The 20,957-nt window shown below is 58.7% G+C and carries 21 protein-coding genes and 1 riboswitch; of the genes, 10 read left to right on the forward strand and 11 right to left on the reverse strand.

The window, feature by feature from the left end; genetic code table 11:
• Positions 1 to 109 precede the first annotated feature (109 nt).
• The 7 genes from FHX15_RS20155 to FHX15_RS20185 form a co-directional block, all read right to left on the reverse strand.
• Positions 110 to 847 carry a sugar transferase gene (locus FHX15_RS20155; RefSeq protein ID WP_184400128.1) on the reverse strand — a complete coding sequence of 246 codons (738 nt, stop codon included), beginning with the start codon at positions 845 to 847 and terminating at the stop codon, positions 110 to 112.
• 163 nt (positions 848 to 1,010) lie between these two features.
• A complete protein-coding gene (locus tag FHX15_RS20160; RefSeq protein WP_184400129.1) occupies positions 1,011 to 2,222 on the reverse strand; it encodes an acyltransferase in 1,212 nt (403 codons plus the stop codon).
• 65 nt (positions 2,223 to 2,287) lie between these two features.
• Positions 2,288 to 3,292, reverse strand: coding sequence for an ABC transporter substrate-binding protein (locus FHX15_RS20165; RefSeq protein WP_184400130.1), 1,005 nt, complete (start codon positions 3,290 to 3,292; stop codon positions 2,288 to 2,290).
• A 10-nt stretch (positions 3,293 to 3,302) separates the two neighbouring features.
• Complete coding sequence (locus FHX15_RS20170) at positions 3,303 to 4,058, reverse strand: ABC transporter ATP-binding protein (protein WP_246779007.1); 756 nt, start codon at positions 4,056 to 4,058, stop codon at positions 3,303 to 3,305.
• Positions 4,055 to 4,846, reverse strand: a complete 792-nt coding sequence (locus tag FHX15_RS20175) for an ABC transporter permease (RefSeq protein ID WP_184400131.1) — start codon at positions 4,844 to 4,846, stop codon at positions 4,055 to 4,057. The genes FHX15_RS20170 and FHX15_RS20175 overlap by 4 nt, the downstream gene beginning before the upstream one ends.
• 14 nt (positions 4,847 to 4,860) lie before the next feature.
• Positions 4,861 to 5,469, reverse strand: a complete 609-nt coding sequence (locus tag FHX15_RS20180) for a YkoF family thiamine/hydroxymethylpyrimidine-binding protein (protein WP_184400132.1) — start codon at positions 5,467 to 5,469, stop codon at positions 4,861 to 4,863.
• Positions 5,460 to 5,574: riboswitch (TPP riboswitch) on the reverse strand. It overlaps the preceding gene by 10 nt.
• 189 nt (positions 5,575 to 5,763) lie before the next feature.
• On the reverse strand, positions 5,764 to 6,339 hold the full coding sequence (locus FHX15_RS20185) for an NADPH-dependent FMN reductase (RefSeq protein WP_184400133.1): 576 nt from the start codon (positions 6,337 to 6,339) through the stop codon (positions 5,764 to 5,766).
• Positions 6,340 to 6,420: 81 nt separating this feature from the next.
• On the opposite strand from FHX15_RS20185, the gene soxR reads away from it, so the two are divergent.
• The 9 genes from soxR (at position 6,421) to FHX15_RS20230 (ending at position 15,265) form a co-directional block, all read left to right on the forward strand.
• Complete coding sequence (gene soxR, locus FHX15_RS20190) at positions 6,421 to 6,885, forward strand: redox-sensitive transcriptional activator SoxR (protein ID WP_184400134.1); 465 nt, start codon at positions 6,421 to 6,423, stop codon at positions 6,883 to 6,885.
• A gap of 88 nt (positions 6,886 to 6,973) precedes the next feature.
• On the forward strand, positions 6,974 to 7,744 hold the full coding sequence (locus FHX15_RS20195; protein WP_184400135.1) for an SDR family NAD(P)-dependent oxidoreductase: 771 nt from the start codon (positions 6,974 to 6,976) through the stop codon (positions 7,742 to 7,744).
• A gap of 101 nt (positions 7,745 to 7,845) precedes the next feature.
• The gene (locus FHX15_RS20200; RefSeq protein ID WP_184400136.1) at positions 7,846 to 8,187 is read left to right on the forward strand and encodes a helix-turn-helix transcriptional regulator; all 342 of its coding nucleotides are present in this window, start codon (positions 7,846 to 7,848) and stop codon (positions 8,185 to 8,187) included.
• Between the two features lie 72 nt (positions 8,188 to 8,259).
• Entirely contained in the window at positions 8,260 to 9,153 is an 894-nt protein-coding gene (locus tag FHX15_RS20205; RefSeq protein ID WP_184400137.1) for a LysR family transcriptional regulator, read from the forward strand.
• A gap of 134 nt (positions 9,154 to 9,287) precedes the next feature.
• Positions 9,288 to 9,767, forward strand: coding sequence for a formate dehydrogenase subunit gamma (locus FHX15_RS20210; protein ID WP_184400138.1), 480 nt, complete (start codon positions 9,288 to 9,290; stop codon positions 9,765 to 9,767).
• Positions 9,764 to 11,320: an NADH-quinone oxidoreductase subunit NuoF gene (locus tag FHX15_RS20215; RefSeq protein ID WP_184400139.1), complete on the forward strand. Its 1,557-nt coding sequence runs from the start codon at positions 9,764 to 9,766 to the stop codon at positions 11,318 to 11,320. Before FHX15_RS20210 ends, FHX15_RS20215 begins: the two co-directional genes overlap by 4 nt.
• Positions 11,321 to 11,323: 3 nt before the next feature.
• Positions 11,324 to 14,203 carry a formate dehydrogenase subunit alpha gene (gene fdhF, locus FHX15_RS20220; protein ID WP_184400140.1) on the forward strand — a complete coding sequence of 960 codons (2,880 nt, stop codon included), beginning with the start codon at positions 11,324 to 11,326 and terminating at the stop codon, positions 14,201 to 14,203.
• 56 nt (positions 14,204 to 14,259) lie between these two features.
• The gene (fdhD, locus tag FHX15_RS20225; protein WP_409527023.1) at positions 14,260 to 15,030 is read left to right on the forward strand and encodes a formate dehydrogenase accessory sulfurtransferase FdhD; all 771 of its coding nucleotides are present in this window, start codon (positions 14,260 to 14,262) and stop codon (positions 15,028 to 15,030) included.
• Positions 15,020 to 15,265: a formate dehydrogenase subunit delta gene (locus tag FHX15_RS20230; RefSeq protein ID WP_184400142.1), complete on the forward strand. Its 246-nt coding sequence runs from the start codon at positions 15,020 to 15,022 to the stop codon at positions 15,263 to 15,265. The genes fdhD and FHX15_RS20230 overlap by 11 nt, the downstream gene beginning before the upstream one ends.
• A 130-nt stretch (positions 15,266 to 15,395) precedes the next feature.
• Here the strand turns inward: FHX15_RS20230 and FHX15_RS20235 are convergent, their stop codons facing one another.
• The 4 genes from FHX15_RS20235 to rocF form a co-directional block, all read right to left on the reverse strand.
• The gene (locus tag FHX15_RS20235) at positions 15,396 to 17,147 is read right to left on the reverse strand and encodes a PAS domain-containing methyl-accepting chemotaxis protein (protein WP_184400143.1); all 1,752 of its coding nucleotides are present in this window, start codon (positions 17,145 to 17,147) and stop codon (positions 15,396 to 15,398) included.
• 301 nt (positions 17,148 to 17,448) lie between these two features.
• Positions 17,449 to 17,925, reverse strand: coding sequence for a chemotaxis protein CheW (locus FHX15_RS20240; RefSeq protein ID WP_184400144.1), 477 nt, complete (start codon positions 17,923 to 17,925; stop codon positions 17,449 to 17,451).
• A gap of 309 nt (positions 17,926 to 18,234) precedes the next feature.
• Entirely contained in the window at positions 18,235 to 19,434 is a 1,200-nt protein-coding gene (gene rocD / locus FHX15_RS20245; protein WP_184400145.1) for an ornithine--oxo-acid transaminase, read from the reverse strand.
• 13 nt (positions 19,435 to 19,447) lie between these two features.
• On the reverse strand, positions 19,448 to 20,383 hold the full coding sequence (gene rocF / locus FHX15_RS20250) for an arginase (RefSeq protein WP_184400146.1): 936 nt from the start codon (positions 20,381 to 20,383) through the stop codon (positions 19,448 to 19,450).
• Positions 20,384 to 20,514: 131 nt separating this feature from the next.
• On the opposite strand from rocF, the gene FHX15_RS20255 reads away from it, so the two are divergent.
• On the forward strand, positions 20,515 to 20,943 hold the full coding sequence (locus tag FHX15_RS20255) for an Lrp/AsnC family transcriptional regulator (protein ID WP_184400147.1): 429 nt from the start codon (positions 20,515 to 20,517) through the stop codon (positions 20,941 to 20,943).
• Positions 20,944 to 20,957: the final 14 nt, after the last annotated feature.

Here is a 20,957-nt window from a genome sequence, read left to right on the forward strand (position 1 = left end):
GGCCGCTTCTCTATGTAAACAAGTTGCATTTATCCTGACGAATGCTGCAAAGCAAAACAGGCGGTATCTCTCCGCCTGCCTGACCTGTCTAGTCTCCGAAAATTACGTATCAGAAGCCGGTGCCGCCGCGCAGTTCGGAGAGCAGCGTGTTGAACAGAATTTTCATATCCAGCCAGATGCTGAAATTTCTAATGTAGTAGATATCACTGGCTATGCGGGCGCGTGCTTCCGTCGGGCGTTCCGTCGGGCCGCGCCAGCCGCGCGTCTGGGCGAGGCCGGTGATGCCAGGCCGCATCAGATGGCGGTAATGATATTCCGGCACCAGTTCCTCGTAGAGCATGCCGGCTGCCCGCATGTTGATCGCATGGCAGCGAGGGCCGACGAGCGACATATCCCCTTTGATGACATTGAGAAGCTGCGGAAGCTCGTCGATGTTGGTCTTGCGCAGAAAGGCGCCGATCCGCGTCACGCGCCGATCATCCTTGACGGTCTGTTCTACGCCGGTGGGATCACAAAGATCTGCCTGCATGGAGCGAAACTTATAGACAGTAATCTTGCTGCCCTTCAAACCCCAGCGAACCTGTCGGAAAAACACCGGGCCGCCGTCATCGAGCACAATGAGAAGCGCAATCGTGAGAAGAACCGGAAACAGGACGACCAACGCACTTGTTGCGCCGAAAATGTCGAAAGCTCTCTTCAAGCCGAGCTGAAACCTGTTCAGGCTACCCATTGCAGCAAAGCTTTCGGGCTGGCGAATGTTGGAATTCGCTGCGTCGAGAGCCTTCATCTTCACTGTCTTTTCAGAGAAAGCCGTGTCCAGAAGCTTGTTTGAAGTAAACACGTTCATTAAGCAACGTCCGTGGAAATACTCGCATATTGCGTCGCGCTGGCACAAATACATGGATGAGATCGGTTTGTCATCCGCTTCTTTAACCTTTTCGTAACGATAATTGGACCAAATTTGGGAGTATTTCGTAATATGTCTCTGAATATTTTGGGTGAGTTCGGAATTAACTATATTGAGTTATGTGCGAATTATTGCCCGTTATGCGTGCGGCTCGTCGTATTACGTGTCGCTCAAGGGCGAAATAGCTGATGCTTGCGAGAAGAAAGGTGATCGCCGTGGCAAAGCTGCAGCCGATAAACCAGTCCCGTAGCGGGTTGTCTTTACCGATTCCGAATATGGTCGGGGAGACGGTCTGCATCGAAGTTAGTACGATGTCCTGCCAGATGTAGATGCCGAATGAGATGGTCGCCGTGAAGCGCATGAAGGCATTGTCAAGCAATATCGCAAGCAGCACGGCGCGCGAGAGGGCCACGAGCGCGACAGCAACCATCATCGGAAACAGCGGAAAGGCGTAGGGGATCCCGAGCCATCCGTAGGCTTCCCAAGATCCACCTGTCGAAAGTGCCAGCCGGAGGCCAGCCGCTGCTAGGCTGGCAAGCGCGAGGATATCGAACCAGATCCGAGGCTTTCGCGGCAGCATGACTTGAATGCCGGCTGCGAGCGCCCCGAGTGCAAAAATGGCGAAAAAACCGATAGGATTATAGTTCGGCATCCACTCTTTCGCACCGCCCGGCATACCGTATTGCCAGCCGCGGTCAATTTCATTGGGAGGGAAAAGCGTACGGAAGGCTTCGTGGGTAAGCAGGGTTGCGGCAATGACGCCAAGCCATGCAAGACGCGTGATGAGTGGAGAGCGGCGTTTCCTCGGGATAGCGAAAAGGCAAAGAAAACCCAGCGGCAACAGCGCATAGCTCGTTACTTCGAAAGATATGGACCATAGCGGGCCGTTGCCTTCGACAGGAAAGAACGTGCGCCAGTGCCATTGGCTCATGAAGAAGAGGCCGCTGATATAGCGAATGACGAGGTCCGGCGTCCTTGCGTGCCCAAGCAACGTAGTACTGAGGATGAAGCCTCCGGTTAAAGCCACCCAGTAACCGGGCACGATGCGGGCCGCCCGGCGCAGCGCATAAATGCGCAGGTCAAATACGGCGCAGCCGGCATCAAGGGAACGCCAGAACGGCAGTGCCAACAGGAAACCGCTGAGAATGAAGAAGATGGCGACGCCGAAATTGCCGAAACGCAAGGCTGTGAGCGCTGACTGCAATTCCTCGGTTTTATTGAGGTCGATGCGGAGAATGAGATGGTGGACGAGGACCAGCAGGCAGGCGGCTGCACGCAAGAAATCCGCTCCGGCCACCCGGTCCTGCTGCTGCATGTCACTCCCTCGCTCCCTGCCGGACTTTGCAGCGGAAAGCTGCCGCCGGCAAGGGCAGGCTTACCTCAGCCAAGCAGATCGTTGGTGTAATAGCTGGAAAAGTCGGGCTTTTCCCTCAGAGCCGCACCATTGGCATCGAGCAGAATGCCATGATCGAACAGGAAAGTGCCGATTGCTTCTGCCTTGGTCGGATCGATGGCGCCGATCGCGCCACTATCGCCTTTAAGGAAATGGCCTTCGATCAGTGCCTTTTGCGACGCCTTGACCAGTTCGGTGTTGAGCAAGGCGCCGTTGCTGCCGGCAATCAGCAGATCGCAGGCCTCGTCCGGATTGTCAACCGAATAGGCGTAACCCTTGAGCGTTGCCTGGATGAAGGTGCGCGCATTCTGCGGATTGGCGGACAGATAGGCGTCGCTGGACGCGATTGCGGTCGTCTGCTCGTCCGGAATGCCGTAGTCGCTGTAGCGCCAGCGGCGGACCTGCCGGTTTTCCAGTTGGGCGGCAATACCTTCCCAGGTGTAGATTTCCAGTGTGAAATCCACGGCGCCGTTATCGAGCGCCTCATAGGCCGAGGTGCCGAGCGTGACGTTCTGGAAAGTGCCCTTACCGCCGTCGTTGCGGATCATCGCAGAGACGAGTGCCTCCTCCCATGCGCCGCCGAAGCCGCCATAGGTCTTGCCATCAAGATCTTTCGGGCTCTTGATATCGCTACGGCCGCCCTTGAAGATCAGCCTGCCCGTTTCCGTCTGGACGACGGCATAGACGAGTTTCACATCGGCGCCAGCGGCCCGCTGGGTAAAGGCCTCGATTTCTCCGCAGATGCCGAAATCGGCAACCCCGTTTGCGACAAGCGTGCCGGCGCTGGTATCGGCATAGGGCAGGATCTCGACGTCAAGGCCGGCGGCCTCATAGAAGCCTTTCGCCTTGGCGACGTAGATGCCGATGTGATTGGTGTTCGGAGTCCAGTCGAGCGCGATACGCACCTTGGTGGCGGATTGGGCGAAGGCAGCACGACCGGCGAGGGTTGCGGCCATGGCGGCAAAAAGGGTTTGTCGGCGGGTGAGAAGCATCGGGACCTCCTCAGGTTCTTTGCGGATGCAGTAATGTTTGAAGAATTTCGGTTTCGATCGCCTGGGCGGCCGGCGAGCCGAGATCGGCAAGCGTGCGCGGCCTTTTCAGCGGCACTTCGAATTCCCTGATCACGGCTGCCGGGCGGGCGGAAAGCACATAGATGCGGTCGGACAGGAAAACGGCTTCCCGGACATCATGAGTGATCAGCAGCGCCGTCCAGCGATGATCGGTCCACATGTCCTGCAGCCATTCCTGCATTTGGGTGCGGGTGAGCGCGTCGAGTGCGCCGAAGGGCTCATCGAGAAGCAGCATGTCCTGCCGTTGGATCACCGTACGCAGCAAAGCCGCGCGCTGGCGCATGCCGCCTGAAAGGGCCGCAGGATAATGATTTTCGAAACCGGCAAGGCCGAAGCGTTCAAAGAGAGGGGCGGCCACGGCGCGCGCCGGGCCGCGGCGCATGCCGTGCACTTCGAGGCCGAGAATCGCATTGTCGATGACGCTTCGCCACGGCATCAGCGCATCGCGCTGAGGCATAAAGGCGAATGCGTGTGCTGCCTGCGAAAGCGGTGTGCCGTCAAAGAGAATCTCGCCTCTATCAGCCTGCAGCGCTTGTGTCAGTAAGCGGAGGATCGTCGACTTGCCGGAGCCGGAAGGGCCGACGATCGAGACGAATTCACCTCCTGCGATATGAAGAGAAATGTCCTTCAGCACTTCCATGCCGTCGAAGGACTTCGAGACATTCTTCAGCTCGAGCATCGTATTCATCGGCGGCTCTCCGCGGCAGATTGCCAGGGCATAACGAGACGCTGCACCGCCAGCGTGAGGCCGAAGAGGCAGAGCGTCAGGAGGGCGCTAACGACGACGGCGGCAAGGACGAGGTCCGGGCGGAAATTGTTCTTGGCGTTGAGGATATAGATCCCGAGGCCACGTGCAGCGCCTGCATATTCGGCGAAGATCGCGCCGACCACCGCATAGGTGATCGAAATGCGCAGGCCGGCGAAGAAGAAGGGCATGGCGGAGGGAAGCCTAGCCAGGCGGAAGCTGCGCCAGCGGCTTGCCTTCATGGAGTTCAGAAGCTCGGCAATATCCCGGTCCGTCGCTTCATAGCCCTGCAGCAGGGCGACCAGCAGAGGAAAGAAGGTGACCAGGGCGACGAGCAGAAGTTTCGGCAATATCCCGAAACCGAACCAGAGCACGACCAGAGGCGCAATCGCGACCAGTGGCAACGTCTGGCTGACGATGAAGAGCGGCAGCAGCGCGCGGCGCATGAAAGGCACGAAATCCATCAGCACCGACGAGACGAAGGCGAAGACCAGCGACAAAGCGAAACCGCCGAGCGTCGCGCCAAGCGTCGGCCAGGTATTGTCGAGCAGCGCCTGCCTGTTCAGCCAGCCCTGTGAAAGGATGCGCGAAGGCGAGGGTAGGATCGAGGGTTTGACTCCGGAGAGATCAACATAGAGCTGCCAGACAGTCAGGAAGGCAAGCACGGCAAGAATGGCGGGCAAGGCCCGCCTCAGTGGTGCAAATGTCGAATCCGGTTTCGATAAGGTCATTGCCGTCAGGCGTCTCAGGCTTTGCTCGGGCTGTTCGCGGAGACCGTGATATCCAAGGTCACATGGCCTTCGGGATCGCCAAAGCGATAGAAAGCTTCATGGATGGTCGCGAAGATCGCGCCGGCGTCGCCGCGCAGCTTGGTGCAGAAATTCTTGGAGCGGTCGAACGTGCCCGAACGCTTTAGGAAATCGATGCAGCCGTAGATCTCGTCCATATGGGTGCCCGTTCCCATTACATAGAGAGAAAACTGGGCGGCTGTCGGCTGGCCCGTCTCTACGGTATCTCCGACTGCTGCAATTGCAGCTTCTACTCGCTCGGCGAGCGGCTCGGCCCGGCTTGAGGACAGTCCGGCGCCGCAGATCGTATCGTCGGGTTCGCCCGGGCAGCCGCGCGAGATGGCGGCGGACAAGACGCAGTGCTCGCCGCTTGCTGCAGCCGAGACAAAGAGGTCGCGCATAGCCGCAAACAGGACGTCGTGCGGACCGACCATCAGTGTGGAAATATCGTCAGTTTCAATACGAAGACGATCACGATAGGGATCGAGAGCCTTGATCGCATCAAGGATGATGCCGACGAAATTGCCGGACATCGGATATAGGGACACTTGTGCACCGGAAAACATTCTAGACCTCGCTCCGCTGGCATTACCCAGATCAGCTTTGAAGGGTCCGGAGGCATACGCCTCACATCTCAGCCCCGGCAATACGGAGCTCCCCCGTGAAATTGTGGCGGAAGCTAGCACCAGGCCCGCGATACCGCAACCGCAAAATTCCTTCCCGGCTATGCGGTCGGCAAGAGGCGCGAGTAGTTCAGACACACCGCAGGGTGCCGGAGAGGGAAACACCCGGACGGAGGTCCCGGTCCGGGTGTCCAACCGGTTCCGTACCTGCCAGAGACGGAACCGGATGTCGTTGCCTCAGGCGGCAACACCGGCATAAGGGCTGTGGTTGCGGGCGGCGATCAGCGCCTCGGTCCACCATTGCAACTGGGCCATCATGCGTGAGAGCCGGCGCAGCGCATCCTCCGGATCCCGCAGCCGGCCTTCATTGTCGAGACGACGCCAAGGGGAATTGAAGCTCACGACATCGCAGATCGTGACGGCGTGAAGCTCGGCGAAGACGAGGCGAAGCTGCTCGACTGCCCGCAAGCCGCTGGATACGCCGCCATAACAGACGAAGGCGACGGGCTTGCCATGCCAGGGCTCGCCGAAGAGATCGATGAGGAACTTCAGGGAAGCGGTGAAGCTGTGGTTGTATTCTGGCGTGACGAGGACAAAGCCATCGGCCTCTTGAAGCCTATTTGCAAGCCGCCTAGCCTCTGGATGATGCGGAATGTGCTCTCGCGGCAACGAAAATGTCAGGGGGTCTATGATGTCGATTTCGAATTGCGGAAAGCGGACGAGTTCTCCTTCGAGCCATTTGACCACTCTGTCGCAGATGCGCCCTTCGCGCGTACTGCCGTAGACAACGGCAAGCCTCACGGGTTTCTGCATGCATCGCTCCTTCTCATGTCGGCTTTACGGTCTCGGGAGCGCAGTCTATAAAACCTCAACTAATATTGAGGTCAATAACCGATGCAACAGAATCCGGCATTCTCTTTGGGCAAGCTTCTGACGGTGGGCGAGGCGGCAGAGCGCAGCGGACTTGCGGTTTCTGCCCTGCATTTCTACGAGGCGAAGGGACTGATCTCCAGCATCCGCACCCGCGGCAACCAGCGCCGCTATGGCCGCGACGTGCTGCGACGCCTCGGTATCATCAAGGTGGCGCAGCGCCTCGGCATTCCGCTTGCCGAGATCCAGACAGCGTTCGAAACCCTGCCTCAGAGCCGTACGCCGACCGCCGAAGACTGGCAAAGGTTATCGGCCCTCTGGAAGGATGATCTCGATGCCCGAATCAAGCGGCTGAGCCTCCTGCGCGACCATCTGACGAGCTGTATCGGTTGCGGCTGTCTCTCCATCGACGCCTGTCCGTTGCGCAATCCATTCGACGTGCTTGGCAAAGAAGGAGCCGGTGCGCGGCTTCTGGATCCGGACGCGTAAGTCGCCGGGCTTTCTTTTGGCCGATCTCCTCATATGTTAAGGCCGAATGACGCAAGCGGCGGGCCGGTCCCGCAAGGAGGAGGGCTTCGTGTTTCATCCCAAACTATTCGAGAACTGCAATGTCGTCGTCACGGGGGCCGGTCGCGGTATCGGCTTGGAAGTCGCCCGCCAGTTTCTGGATTGCGGGGCGCGCGTACTCGTCCACACAGGTCGCGACGGAGACCGCCAACTGCCGGATTTTCTTCTGACGGCCGAATCAGAGCGCCGCGCCCTGCTCTTGCCGGCTGATTTCCTTCAACCGGGCGGGGCGGCAAAGTTTGCGGAGAAGGCGCTTGAATTCTTCGATGCAGTGCATGTGCTGGTCAACAATGCCGGTACCATGCACGGGCGCTTTCCTGCGGGAGAACTCACTGATACCGAGTACGAGGCCATCGTGCGCCTTAACCAGACGTCGGTGGTGGAGTTGACGCGGGCTTTGCTTCCGGCGCTGAGGGCAGCGCAAGGTGCTGCCATCGTCAATACGGTTTCGATTTCTGCGCTGACAGGCGGAAGCCCGGGTTCTGCGATCTATTCCTCATCGAAGGCATTTGTTGCGACCTATTCCAAGGCGCTTGCCCGGGAGCTTGCGCCCGAAGGTATAAGGGTCAATTGCGTCTCGCCCGGAACCATCGATACCGATTTCCATGCACGCTATTCATCTCGTGAAAAACTGGAGCAGACCCGCAAGTCCATCCCGTTGCAACGGCTGGGAACAGCGGAGGATTGCGCGCCGGCTTATCTGTTCCTGGCGGCTCCATCGCTCTCTGGCTACATCACAGGTCAAGTCCTGGAGATCAACGGTGGCCAGCTTATTTGCTGATTTGCTTGGACTTTTTTTGGCATTTCGTGACAATTGACCAATTCGCTTCTGCGAATATGATATTGTACTGATCTACCTTATTACCTCCTTCCGAGAAGCAAATGCCATTGCCTAAACCGAAGCTGGGCATGACCGGCCAGGACTTGCAGAAGCTTGCTGACAAAGCCCATGAGGCGAGTGATCTGCTGAAGGCGTTAGCCCATCAGACCCGGCTGCTCATTCTGTGTATCCTGTCGGAGGGGGAAAAGACGGTTGGTGAGATTGAGGATATACTTGGTATACAGCAGGCTATGGTTTCCCAGCAACTCGCACGGCTGAGGCTCGAAGGCCTCGTCAATACGAGGCGCGATGGGCGACTCGTCTACTACAGCATGGGCAACGAAAGCGTTACGGCTATTCTCGAGTCACTTTTCAGTCTCTTTCCTGTTGCCGAGACGGGCTGAGCTGGCGGCTCTTGCGAAGCGCCGGGCAAGTCGCGAAAATAGGCCTCATCCCGAATTCGGCAGGGAGGCCGGATGATCGACAAGCTGGAATTCTTCATCGCACTTGCCAACGAGAAACATTTCGGTCGTGCGGCAGAGGAATGCGGCATTTCCCAACCCACGCTTTCGGCCGCCATTCGCCAGCTTGAGGACCAGCTTGGTGTCATGCTCGTGCAGCGTGGCTCCCGCTTTCAGGGATTGACGCCGGAAGGGCAGCGCGTGCTCGAATGGGCACGGCGCATCGTTGGCGATACGCGTACCATGCGTGAAGAAATGCGCGCCGCGCGCAAAGGCCTCTCCGGCCATCTGCGTTTGGCCTCGATCCCGACCGCACTCGCCATGTTGTCGCGAATCACCACACCTTTTCAGGAGCGGCATCCCGACGTCACCTTCTCCATTGTCTCACGCAATTCGCTGCAGGTGCTGAGCATGCTCGAAAATCTCGAGATCGATGCCGGCATCACCTATCTGGAAAACGAGCCGCTCGGGCGAGTCACTTCGGTGCCGCTCTACGCGGAACGATACAATCTCATCACCGCCGCCGGCAGTCCGCTGTCGGATCGCGAGAGTGTGACCTGGCGTGAAGTGGGCGATCTTCGGCTTTGTCTATTGACGGCCGATATGCAGAACCGGCGTATTATCAACCGTCATCTGGCCGAAGCCGGCGCGACGGTCCATCCGACGCTCGAGTCGAATTCGATGATCGTGCTCTTTTCGCATGTGCGAACCGGCCGATGGGCTAGCATCATGCCACACAACGTCGCGAAATCATTTGGCTTTCCTGTGGAAATCCGGATGATTCCTATTATGGAGCCCGAGGCGCATCATCTCGTCGGTCTCGTTGCTCCCTATCGCGAGCCCTTCACACCGCTCGTCTCTGCTTTGTTGCACGAGGCAAGGACACTCGTCGAAGATGCGGAACTTTGATAGAAAAAAGCTATTAAGCAACGAGACTGCTTTATTGATTGCAGCCTGCTTCCCTGAAACAGTTCCCTTGAAATCGCAATAACATGGGGAGGCTTGCGGTTCCCTGATCGTGCAAGCCGTAGGGAGGGCTGTTGATGAACATACGGATCGCCGAGGGCGATATCGCCGAGCGTGTCCGCTCGATCATTGCAGATCTTCGTCCCCTCGAAGGTCCGTTGCTTCCTATCCTGCATGAGGTTCAGGACACTTTCGGTTATGTGCCGAAGGAGGCCCTTCCGGTGATCGCCGACGAGCTCAATCTTTCCCGCGCCGAAGTCCATGGCGTCGTGACCTTCTATCATGATTATCGGGATCATCCCGCCGGCCGGCACGTGCTGAAACTCTGTCGTGCTGAAGCCTGCCAATCGATGGGTGGCGACGCGCTGGCCGAGCGCATCAAGCAGATGCTCGGCATCGATTTCCATCAGACGACGCTCGACGGCAGCGTCACGCTGGAACCGGTTTACTGTCTTGGCCTCTGTGCCTGCGCACCGACCGCTATGTTCGATGGCGAAGTGCATGGGCGGATTGATGACGAACTGGCGGCCGAACTTGTCGCGGAGGCACGCCGATGACCGTGAGGATTTATGTTCCGCGCGATGCCGCAGCGCTCTCGCTCGGGGCCGAGAAGGTGGCAAAGGCGATTACCCAGGAGATCGCAGCCCGCGGCCTTGATGCGACTGTCGTGCGCAACGGCTCGCGCGGAATGTTCTGGCTGGAGCCGCTGGTCGAAGTGGAGATTGCCGGCAAGCGGGTCGGCTATGGGCCGGTCAAGGCGAAGGATGTGGCCGGTCTCTTCGACGCAGGATTGGTAGAGGGCAGCATGCATGCGCTCTGTCTTGGGGAGGTCGATGACCTCCCGTTCCTGAGAGGCCAGACGCGCCTCACCTTTGCCCGCTGCGGCATTACCGATCCGCTTTCGCTTGATGATTACGAGGCCCATGGCGGGCTTGCCGGTCTTCGTCGCACGGTGTCAATGCAGCCTGTCGATGTCGTCAAGGAAGTCACCGATTCTGGCCTTCGCGGCCGTGGCGGCGCTGGTTTTCCAACCGGCATCAAATGGAAGACGGTGCTCGATACGGCCGGCGCGCGCAAATATATCGTCTGCAATGCGGATGAAGGCGACAGTGGCACCTTTGCCGACCGGATGATCATGGAAGGCGATCCTTTCGTGCTCATTGAAGGCATGGCGATTGCCGGGCTTGCGACCGGCGCCACGAAAGGCTTTGTCTACATACGTTCGGAATATCCTCATGCAATCGCCACGATGACGGAGGCGGTGGAGATCGCCCGTGAGGCTGGCATTCTCGGCGCCTCGGTGCTTGGCTCCGGCAAGGTTTTCGACATGGAGATCCGCACGGGCGCGGGCGCCTATGTCTGCGGCGAGGAAACGGCTCTGCTGAACAGCCTCGAAGGCAAGCGGGGCGTTGTCCGCGCCAAGCCGCCGCTGCCGGCGCATAAGGGCCTATTTGACTGCCCGACCGTCATCAACAACGTGATCTCGCTCGCTTCCGTGCCTGTCATCATGGAGAAGGGGGCGGCCTTCTATCGGGATTTCGGCATGGGCCGGTCGCGCGGCACCATTCCGCTGCAGATCGCCGGCAATGTGAAATATGGCGGCCTCTATGAAACCGCCTTCGGCCTTTCGCTCGGCGATATCGTCGAGAAGATCGGTGGCGGCACGGCATCCGGCCGGCCGGTGAAGGCGGTGCAGGTGGGCGGGCCGCTCGGTGCCTATTTTCCCAAGGCGCTCTTCGATACGCCGTTCGACTATGAAGCTTTTGCCGCGAAGGACGGGTTGATTGGCCATGCCGGTCTCGTCATCTTCGATGATACGGCCGATATGCTGAAGCAGGCGCGTTTTGCGATGGAATTCTGCGCGGTGGAAAGCTGCGGCAAATGCACGCCCTGCCGCATCGGCTCGACACGCGGCGTCGAAACGGCTGACAAGATCGCTCAGGGCATCGAGCCGGAAAAGAACCGCGAGTTGCTGGCCGATCTCTGCAACACGATGAAATTTGGTTCGCTCTGCGCGCTCGGCGGTTTCACGCCCTATCCTGTCATGAGCGCCATGACGCACTTTCCCGCAGATTTTGCCCCGACTCCTCTCATTGAAGCGGCGGAATAGACCATGTCTCTCATTCACGAAATCGACTATGGAACACCGGCCTCGATATCCGAAACGATGGTGACGCTGACCATCGACGGCCGGCAGGTGACTGTTCCCGAAGGAACCTCGATCATGCGCGCCTCGATGGAGGCCGGCATCGAGGTGCCGAAACTCTGCGCGACCGATATGATCGATGCCTTCGGTTCCTGCCGCCTCTGTCTCATCGAAATCGATGGCCGCAACGGAACGCCCGCCTCCTGCACCACGCCGGTGGCCTCCGGTATCGTCGTCCATACGCAGACTGAGCGCCTGAAGAATATCCGCCGCGGCGTCATGGAACTCTACATCTCCGACCATCCGCTCGACTGTCTGACCTGTGCTGCCAATGGCGATTGCGAGCTACAGGATATGGCCGGCGCAGTTGGTCTGCGCGACGTGCGTTACGGCTATGAGGGCGACAATCATGTCAAGGCTCGCAACAATGGCGAGATTAATCTGAAGTGGATGCCGAAGGACGAATCCAACCCGTACTTCACCTTCGATCCGTCGAAGTGCATCGTCTGCTCCCGCTGTGTACGCGCCTGCGAAGAAGTGCAAGGCACCTTCGCGCTGACGATCGAAGGACGCGGTTTTGAATCGTGCGTTTCGCCCGGCATGCACGAGCATTTCGTTGAGTCCGAATGCGTCTCGTGCGGCGCCTGCGTGCAGGCCTGCCCGACCGCGACGCTGACGGAGAAATCGGTCATCCGCATCGGTCAGCCGGAACATTCGGCCGTGACGACCTGCGCCTATTGCGGCGTCGGCTGCTCCTTCAAGGCGGAAATGCGTGGCGAGGAACTGGTGCGCATGGTGCCGTGGAAGGACGGTCAGGCCAATCGCGGCCATTCCTGTGTCAAGGGCCGCTTTGCCTATGGCTATTCGACCCATAAGGACCGCATCCTCAATCCGATGATCCGCGAGAAGGTGACGGATCCCTGGCGTGAGGTGACGTGGCACGAGGCCTATGCGCATATCGCTTCCGAGTTTCGCCGCATCCAGTATCAGTATGGCCGCGAGGCGATCGGCGGTATCACATCGTCTCGCTGCACCAATGAAGAGACTTATCTTGTCCAGAAGCTGGTCCGTGCCGGCTTCGGCAATAACAATGTCGACACCTGCGCCCGTGTCTGCCATTCACCGACCGGTTATGGTCTCGGTCAAGCCTTCGGTACCTCGGCCGGCACGCAGGATTTCGACAGCGTCGAGCAGTCCGATGTGGTCATCATCATCGGCGCCAACCCGACAGATGGCCACCCGGTCTTCGCCTCGCGCCTCAAGAAGCGGCTGCGGCAGGGCGCCAAGCTCATCGTCATCGATCCGCGCCGCACGGATATCGTCCGCTCGCCGCATGTCGAGGCGTCCTTCCATCTGCCGCTGAAGCCCGGAACAAATGTGGCTGTTATGACGGCGCTGGCGCATGTGATTGTGACCGAAGGCCTCTTCGACGAGAAGTTCATCCGTGAGCGCTGCGACTGGTCGGAATTCGAGGACTGGGCAGCTTTCGTCGCGGAACCGCAGCACAGTCCGGAAGCCGTCGAGAAATTCACCGGCGTCAAGCCGGACGATGTGCGCGGCGCTGCCCGTCTCTTTGCGACCGGCGGCAACGGGGCCATCTATTACGGTCTCGGCGTGACGGAACACAGCCAGGGTTCGACCACGGTCATGGCGATCGCGAACCTTGCCATGGCGACCGGCAATATCGGCCGTCCTGGGGTCGGCGTGAACCCGCTGCGTGGCCAGAACAACGTGCAGGGCTCCTGCGACATGGGCTCCTTCCCGCACGAGCTTCCCGGCTATCGTCACATCTCCGACGATGCGACGCGCGACATCTTTGAAAAGCTCTGGGGCGTGAAGATCAACAACGAGCCGGGCTTGCGCATCCCAAACATGCTTGACGCTGCTGTCGACGGCTCGTTCAAGGGCATCTACATCCAGGGCGAAGACATCCTGCAGTCCGATCCGGACACTAAGCATGTGGCCGCCGGCCTTGCCGCCATGGAATGTGTCGTCGTGCAGGATCTCTTCCTCAATGAAACCGCGAACTATGCGCATGTCTTCCTGCCGGGCTCGACCTTCCTGGAAAAGGATGGCACGTTCACCAATGCCGAGCGCCGTATCAACCGCGTGCGCAAGGTGATGACGCCGCGCAACGGTTATGCCGACTGGGAAGTGACACAGAAGGTCGCTCAGGCCATGGGCCTCGACTGGCACTATACGCATCCGTCCGAGATCATGGACGAGATTGCCGCGACAACACCGAGTTTCGCCTCGGTCTCTTATGACTATCTCGAAAGGATCGGCTCCGTTCAGTGGCCCTGCAATGAGCAGCACCCGCTCGGCTCGCCGATCATGCATGTGGATGGGTTCGTGCGCGGCAAGGGCAAATTCATCCGCACGGAATATGTGGCGACCGATGAGCGTACAGGTCCGCGCTTCCCGCTGCTTCTGACCACCGGCCGCATTCTCAGCCAATACAATGTCGGGGCACAGACGCGCCGCACGGATAATGTCGTCTGGCATGCCGAAGACAGATTGGAAATTCATCCGCATGATGCCGAGCAGCGCGGTATTCGCGATGGTGACTGGGTAAAGCTCGGCAGCCGCTCCGGCGATACGACGCTTCGTGCGCTCATCACCGACCGCGTGGCACCCGGCGTCGTCTATACGACTTTCCATCATCCGGATACGCAGGCAAACGTCATCACCACCGACTTCTCGGACTGGGCGACGAACTGCCCGGAATACAAGGTGACGGCAGTCCAGGTCTCGCCTTCTAACGGTCCCTCGGACTGGCAGATCGAGTATGATGAGCAGGCTCGCCAGTCCCGCCGCATCGCCGGCAAGATGGAGGCGGCCGAATAATGACGCAGAGGCCGAGCCGCACAGCCGTGGAGGAGGTTGTCCGCAAAGGCGGCGTCATGACGCGGGGCGAACGTATCGTGCCCGAGGAAGTGCCGATCGCCTTCTCCTATGGCGGCAGTTCACATGCGGTCATGATGGGCACGCCAGCCGATCTTCAGGATTTCGCTGTCGGTTTCAGCTTGACGGAAGGCATTATTACCGACCGCAGCGAAGTCGCCAATATCGATATCGTTGAGGATGAGAAAGGTATCGATGTCCAGGTGACGCTTCTCGGCGATGTCGAGGACGCGCTGAGGGCGCGACGACGCAGCATGGCGGGGCCTGTCGGCTGCGGGCTTTGCGGTATCGAGTCCATCGAGCAGGCCATCCGTAAGGTGCCTGATGTTTCTGGGATTGAGCTGTCGCTGACGCATGTCGATATCATCAAGGCGATCGCGCTGCTGAATGATTCCCAGCCGCTGCATCGCGAGACACGGGCCGTTCATGGCGCTGGCTTCTACATTCCCGGCAAAGGATTGATCGCCGTGCGTGAGGATGTCGGCCGGCACAATGCACTCGATAAGCTTTGCGGTGCCGTCATAAGGGTGGGAGAGGCAGGTGCTTCCGGTGCTGTGGCGGTCACCAGTCGCCTCTCCGTCGAAATGGTCCAGAAAACGGCGATCCTTGGCGCGCCGATACTCATCGCCATTTCTGCGCCGACGGCACTCGCCATCCGCACGGCCGAGGAGGCCGGCATGACGCTGGTTGCCCTCGTGCGTGACGAAGATTTCGAGATTTTTACCCACCCGCATCGTCTGTCGCCCGGGAACATTGCCGATGTCGCATGATACCAAGACCAAACTCGTCTATATGGCAAACCAGATTGCGACCTTCTTCAAGTCCCAACCTGCCGATGAGGCGGTACAGGGAGTAGCAACACACATCAACAAATTCTGGGAACCGCGTATGCGGCGGCAGCTCTTCGAAATTCTGGACAAGGAAGATAGCGGCCTCGATGCACTCGTGCTGCAGGCCGCGCCCTTGATCCGTAAACCAGAGCCGGCAGAGCTGCCACTTCGATAACGAATATGGTGCACGAGAGAGGGAGAGGGTCTCAATCCAAGTGATGAGATGATCCGCCGCCACAGGCGGCCTTGATCGTGTTCAGCCCGCGCACGCTTTCCGGGAAGCGCGGGCGGTTAGAAAGGCCTGTTTAGAATTCTTCCCAGCTTTCAGCCGCCGTGCCATTTGCCCTCGCGGCGCGAGCAACGAGGTGCAAATTCGGCGAACCGGCGGATTTTGCTGCGTGCCGTCTTGCGCCGACATTTCCACCAGGTAGTTGAAATTGCGTGAGCAGTGTCCGGAGCGCATCAGCTTCTGCCGCAAGATTATGACTGGCTGCCGTGCTTTCCTCTACCATAGCGGCATTCTGTTGTGTCGCCTGATCCATCGAGTTGACTGCCTGATTGATCTCATTGATGCCCGTTGCCTGTTCTTTCGAGCCTTCGACGATCGCAGCGACATTCGAATTGATGTTGGCCACTTGAACAACGATCTCTTCCAGCGCCTTACCAGTCTGGCCCACCAACTCGACGCCATTTCTCACGAGTTCGCTCGATGTGTTGATCAGTGCCTTGATCTCCTTCGCAGCGCTTGCCGATCGCTGCGCGAGTTCACGCACCTCCTGAGCGACGACAGCAAAGCCCTTACCGGCTTCACCGGCACGCGCAGCCTCGACGCCTGCGTTCAGTGCAAGCAGGTTAGTCTGGAAGGCAATATCATCGATCACTCCGATGATATTGGTAATTTCGCGGGAGGACTGCTCGATCTGGTCCATCGCCGCAACCGCCTTGCGTACGACCGTACCGGAATGTTCGGCGTTGTACTTTGTCTGTGCGACCAGGCGACCGGCCTCATCTGCGCGCTGACTGGAATCGTTGACTGTGGTCGTGATCTCCTCGAGCGCTGCTGCGGTTTCTTCGATCGAAGCAGCCTGTTGTTCTGTGCGCTTAGAGAAGGAGTCGGCCGAAGCGCCGATCTCGCGAGAGTTGTCGGCGATCGCAATGGCGTTCTCGCCGATCGTCTTCAGCGTCTCGGAAAGCTTCTCGACCGTCGCGTTGAAATCGTGACGCAATTGCTCCATCGATGGCACGAAGCCCGTATCGAGTGTCCGCCTCAGATCGCCTTCGGAAAGTTGACGCAGGGCGGCACCAAGAAGGGCAATCGCGCTCATGCGCGGCGTCACGTCGGTGGCGAATTTGACGACCTTGTAGATCCTGCCGTCGGCGTCGGTAATCGGATTGTAGGCGGCTTGTATCCAGATTTCCTTGCCGCCTTTTCCGTAGCGGACGAATTCATTGGCGATGAACTCTCCGTTCGCCAACCGTGGCCAAAATTGCTTGTATTCGTCACTGCGGGCATAAGCGGGGTCGCAGAACATGCTGTGATGCTTGCCGACGATTTCCGACAGCGAATAGCCGAGACCATTGCAGAAATTCTCGTTGGCCGTAAGGATCTCGCCTGTGGGAGTGAACTCGATCACCGCTTGCGAGCGCGAGATGGCTTCGAGTTTGCCGGCATCTTCGACGGCACGTTTTTTGGCCGCGGTAATGTCGGAGGCAAATTTCACCACCTTGAAAGGTTTGCCATGCTTGAAGACGGGATTGTAAGAGGCCTGGATCCAGATTTCGTGGCCGCCCTTCGCAAAGCGTTTATAAGTACCGGCATCATGTTCGCCGCGGCCAAGACGCGCCCAGAAATCCCGATAGGCTGTAGTCGATGTATAGGCGGGTTCGCAGAACATGCTGTGGTGCTTGCCGGCAATTTCGTTCTGACTGTAACCAAGCGCTTTGCAGAAATTCTCATTCGCGGTCAGCACATTTCCGGTCAGGTCGAACTCGATGATTGCCTGCGATTTGGAAATGGCATCAAGAATGTATTTCGAATCGGATGATAGACCCAACATTTCCGTCCCCTCTGATTGGGGAGCGCATGGATGCGCCCAGCCCTTGAAACCGAAGATCAAGCGGGCACGCGCTGGCAGCGCGGAAAAAGCCAGCCGGGCAATGGCTGCAATTTCTCGCATATCAAAAATCGTGTGCGGCTGATGCTTCGCAACCGATAATGAGTGCGGGACGGTAAATATTTTGTATAAAAGCTTATGCTAATAAATAAAAATTCGAGGTAGAAAAATCATACCTTGGGTGGGCCGAATAATAAAAGCCGCCCTTGGGGGGCGGCTTTTTATCCATGTACTCTATTGGGCGTCAGGCAGCCAACTCGTCCGTCTCGTTCTCCTTGAACATTTTTGCGAGGTTCAGGAAGCAGATCATGCCGTTTTCGGAAGCGATGATGCCTTCGCAGAAGGTACGGTCGAAGGAAGCTGTCACTTCGGGAACCGGCTGCACCTGGCTGGAAGGGATCGTCAGGATGTCGGAAACGCGGTCGACCAGCATGCCGATGACCATGTTGTGCACTTCGGCGACGACGATGGCGCTGCGCTCATTGGCGACAGTGCTCTTCATGCCTAGCTTATAGGCGAGGTCGATGATCGGAATGACGGAGCCACGCAGGTTCATGACACCGATGACGTCTGCCGGAGAATGCGGGATCGGTGTCGACGGCGCCCAGCCGCGGATTTCGCGGATGGTCGTGGTCTTCACGCAGAATTCCTGATCGTGCAGGCGGAAGGCAATGATTTCGAGCGTGTCGCCGCTGAAGCTAGTAGAGTTGATCGTGGCCATTAAATTCTTCCCAACTGTCGTAAGCCAGGGCAGAAGCGGATGCGCCACCATTGGCGCTGACGAGCTTTGCCTTCCCGCCGTCATGTAAGTTTCGCATACAGCAAAGCATTATGACGGTTGTTCGTGAGCTTAGCGAAAGAGTGTTGCCCAAATCTAAATTGGGAGACGAGATTGCAAAGGTTTCGGCCTATGGCGAAAACCCCGTGTTTGCCGTACCTCTCTGCATCTTCGACCAACTGCTGTGTAGGCTCACCACTTCTCGGCGTGCCCGGGGGCAGCCGGACGCCGCTCCTGATGCGCCAAGAATTCTTAAGTGAGAGCTTTTTCGATCTGCTCTACGGCCCAATCCACCTGGTCGCGGGTGATGACGAGCGGCGGCGCGAAGCGAATCGTGTGGTCGTGCGTGTCCTTGGCGAGAAGCCCCAGGTCTTTCAGCGCGTAGCAATATTGCCGCGCGCCGCCAGCTTCCGGCTCCAGTTCGACGGCCAGCATCAGGCCGCGACCGCGCACATCCTTGACGATGTTGGAGCGGATAGAGCTTAGGCCTTCAAGGAAATAGTCGCCCATCTTTTCGGCGTTCTCGATCATCCCTTCCTCGACCAGTACTTTCAGCGCCGCGCGGGCGACCGCACATGCAAGCGGATTGCCGCCGAAGGTCGAGCCGTGTTGGCCGGGCTTCAGCACACCGAGCACTTCCGAATTCGAAAGCACTGCGGAGACCGGATAGAAGCCGCCGGAAAGCGCCTTGCCGATGAGCGTAACGTCGGCTTCGATACCCTCGTGCTCCTCGGCAAGCAATCTGCCGGTGCGGCCAAGGCCCGTCTGGATCTCATCGAGGATAAGCGTGACATTGTTTGCGGTGCAGAGTTCGCGCACGCGGGTGAAGTAGCCGGCCGGCGGGATGATGACGCCGGCTTCACCCTGGATCGGCTCGATCAAAACCGCGACTGTATTGGCGTTGATGGCTGCTGCGAGGGCTTCGGCATCACCGAAGGGAACGGTACGGAAACCCGGTGTATAAGGACCGAAGCCCGCCCGAGCATCGGGGTCGGTCGAGAAGCTGATGATACTCAGCGTGCGGCCGTGGAAATTGTTGGCGCAGACAATGATTTCCGCCTGGCCTTCCGGCACGCCCTTTACCTCGTAGCCCCATTTGCGAACTGCCTTGATGGCGGTTTCGACAGCTTCCGCGCCTGAATTCATCGGCAAAATCTTGTGGGAGCCGGTCAATGCCGCGAGCTCCTCATAAAGGTAGGCGAGCTGGTCGTTGCGGAAGGCACGGGAGGTGAGCGTCAGGCGGCCGGCTTGTTCTACCATCGCGGCGAGGATCCTCGGATGGCAGTGGCCCTGATTGACGGCGGAATAGGCCGAGAGGCAATCGAGGTAACGCATGCCGTCCGTATCCCAGACATGAACACCTTCCCCTCGCGTCAGCACCACATCAAGCGGCTTGTAATTATTGGCTCCAAGACGCTGTTCGGTGGCGATGAGGTTTGACGAGGTGTTCATGGCCGGTGCTCCCTTATGCCGCACGTGTAGGACGATCGAAGATGCGGCGGCCGAAGAGGCTTGCCGTCATCTCCACCATGATGCGGGCGCTCTTGCCGCGGTCATCAAGGAAAGGATTGAGTTCAACGAGATCGAGCGAGGAGACGAGGCCGCTGTCGGACAGCATCTCCATGATCAAATGTGCTTCGCGGAAGGTGGCGCCGCCGGGGACGGTAGTGCCGACGCCGGGCGCAAAATCGGGATCGAGGAAATCGACATCGAAGCTGACATGCAGCAGGCCGTTGGCCTTCTCGACCGTTTCCAGGATCTGCCGCATGATTCCTGCAACCCCCTGTTCATCGATCCAACGCATGTCGAAGACGTTGACGCCATGCTTGCGGATTTCCTGCCGCTCCGAAGCATCGACCGAGCGGATTCCAAGCTGAAAGACTTTCTTCGGATCGACCAGCGGCCGGTCCTTTGGCAGAATTTCCGCAAGCTCCGCCAGACCGCAGAAGAAGGCGACCGGCATGCCGTGGATATTGCCCGACGGCGAGGTCTCGGGCGAATTGAAGTCCGAGTGGGCGTCGAGCCAAAGAACGAAAAGCGGCCGGCCTTCTTCGGCTGCATAACGCGCCATGCCGGAGACACTACCCATGGAGAGACTGTGGTCGCCGCCAAGGATCAGCGGGAAACGGCCGGATTTCGCAGCATCGTAGGTGGCTGCTTCGAGCGCGCGGGTATAGGCGCCGACGGTGCGAAGATTGTGCGCCCTGGAATGGTTGGGCAGATCCCTTGCCGGCACGACATTGATGTCTCCTGCATCAATAACGTCATGTCCGAGATCGATCAGCGCCTTGTCGACGCCTGCAATGCGCAATGCTGTCGGTCCCATGCCTGCGCCTCTACGGCCTGAACCTTCCTCAATGGGGACGCCAATGAGGGTGACAGATTGAGATTGTGCTTCCATTCCGAGGGCTCCGTTGTGAGGCCTGTTTGGGCCGATAGTGGAATAAAGTGGCGGCGGCAAATAGATGGAAAAGTGTCAGAAATGGATTATGATCGCACAAATTGACAAAGCTAATTTGACAAAGTGAAACTGTGGACGATCTCGACAATGAGCTTCTGAGTGCACTTCGGCACAATGCACGAATCTCCGTCTCCTCACTTGCGGCGATGACTGGCGCTTCACGGGCAACGGTTGCCGTGCGCATCGACCGGTTGGTCGAAAACGGTACCATCGCCGGCTTCACCATCCGCACCGGTCACGAGACGCGTTCGGCCGGCGTTCGAGCAATCGTCATGATCGAAGTACATGGCAAGCTTGCCGATAAAGTTGCCGCCCAGCTTCGTGGTCTGCCGCAGGTGCGCGCGCTGCACAGCACCAACGGCAAATGGGATTTCATTGCCGAACTCGAAGATCGCGACCTCGCATCCTTCGACGAAACGCTGCGGCGGATACGTCTCATCGACGGCATCAACACGACCGAGACCAACATTCTGTTGAAGACTAGCAAGGCAAGCTTCTAGGCTCAATCTTCCAG

Origin of the sequence: Rhizobium sp. BK650 (assembly GCF_014195325.1) — a bacterium.
GTDB lineage: Bacteria > Pseudomonadota > Alphaproteobacteria > Rhizobiales > Rhizobiaceae > Rhizobium.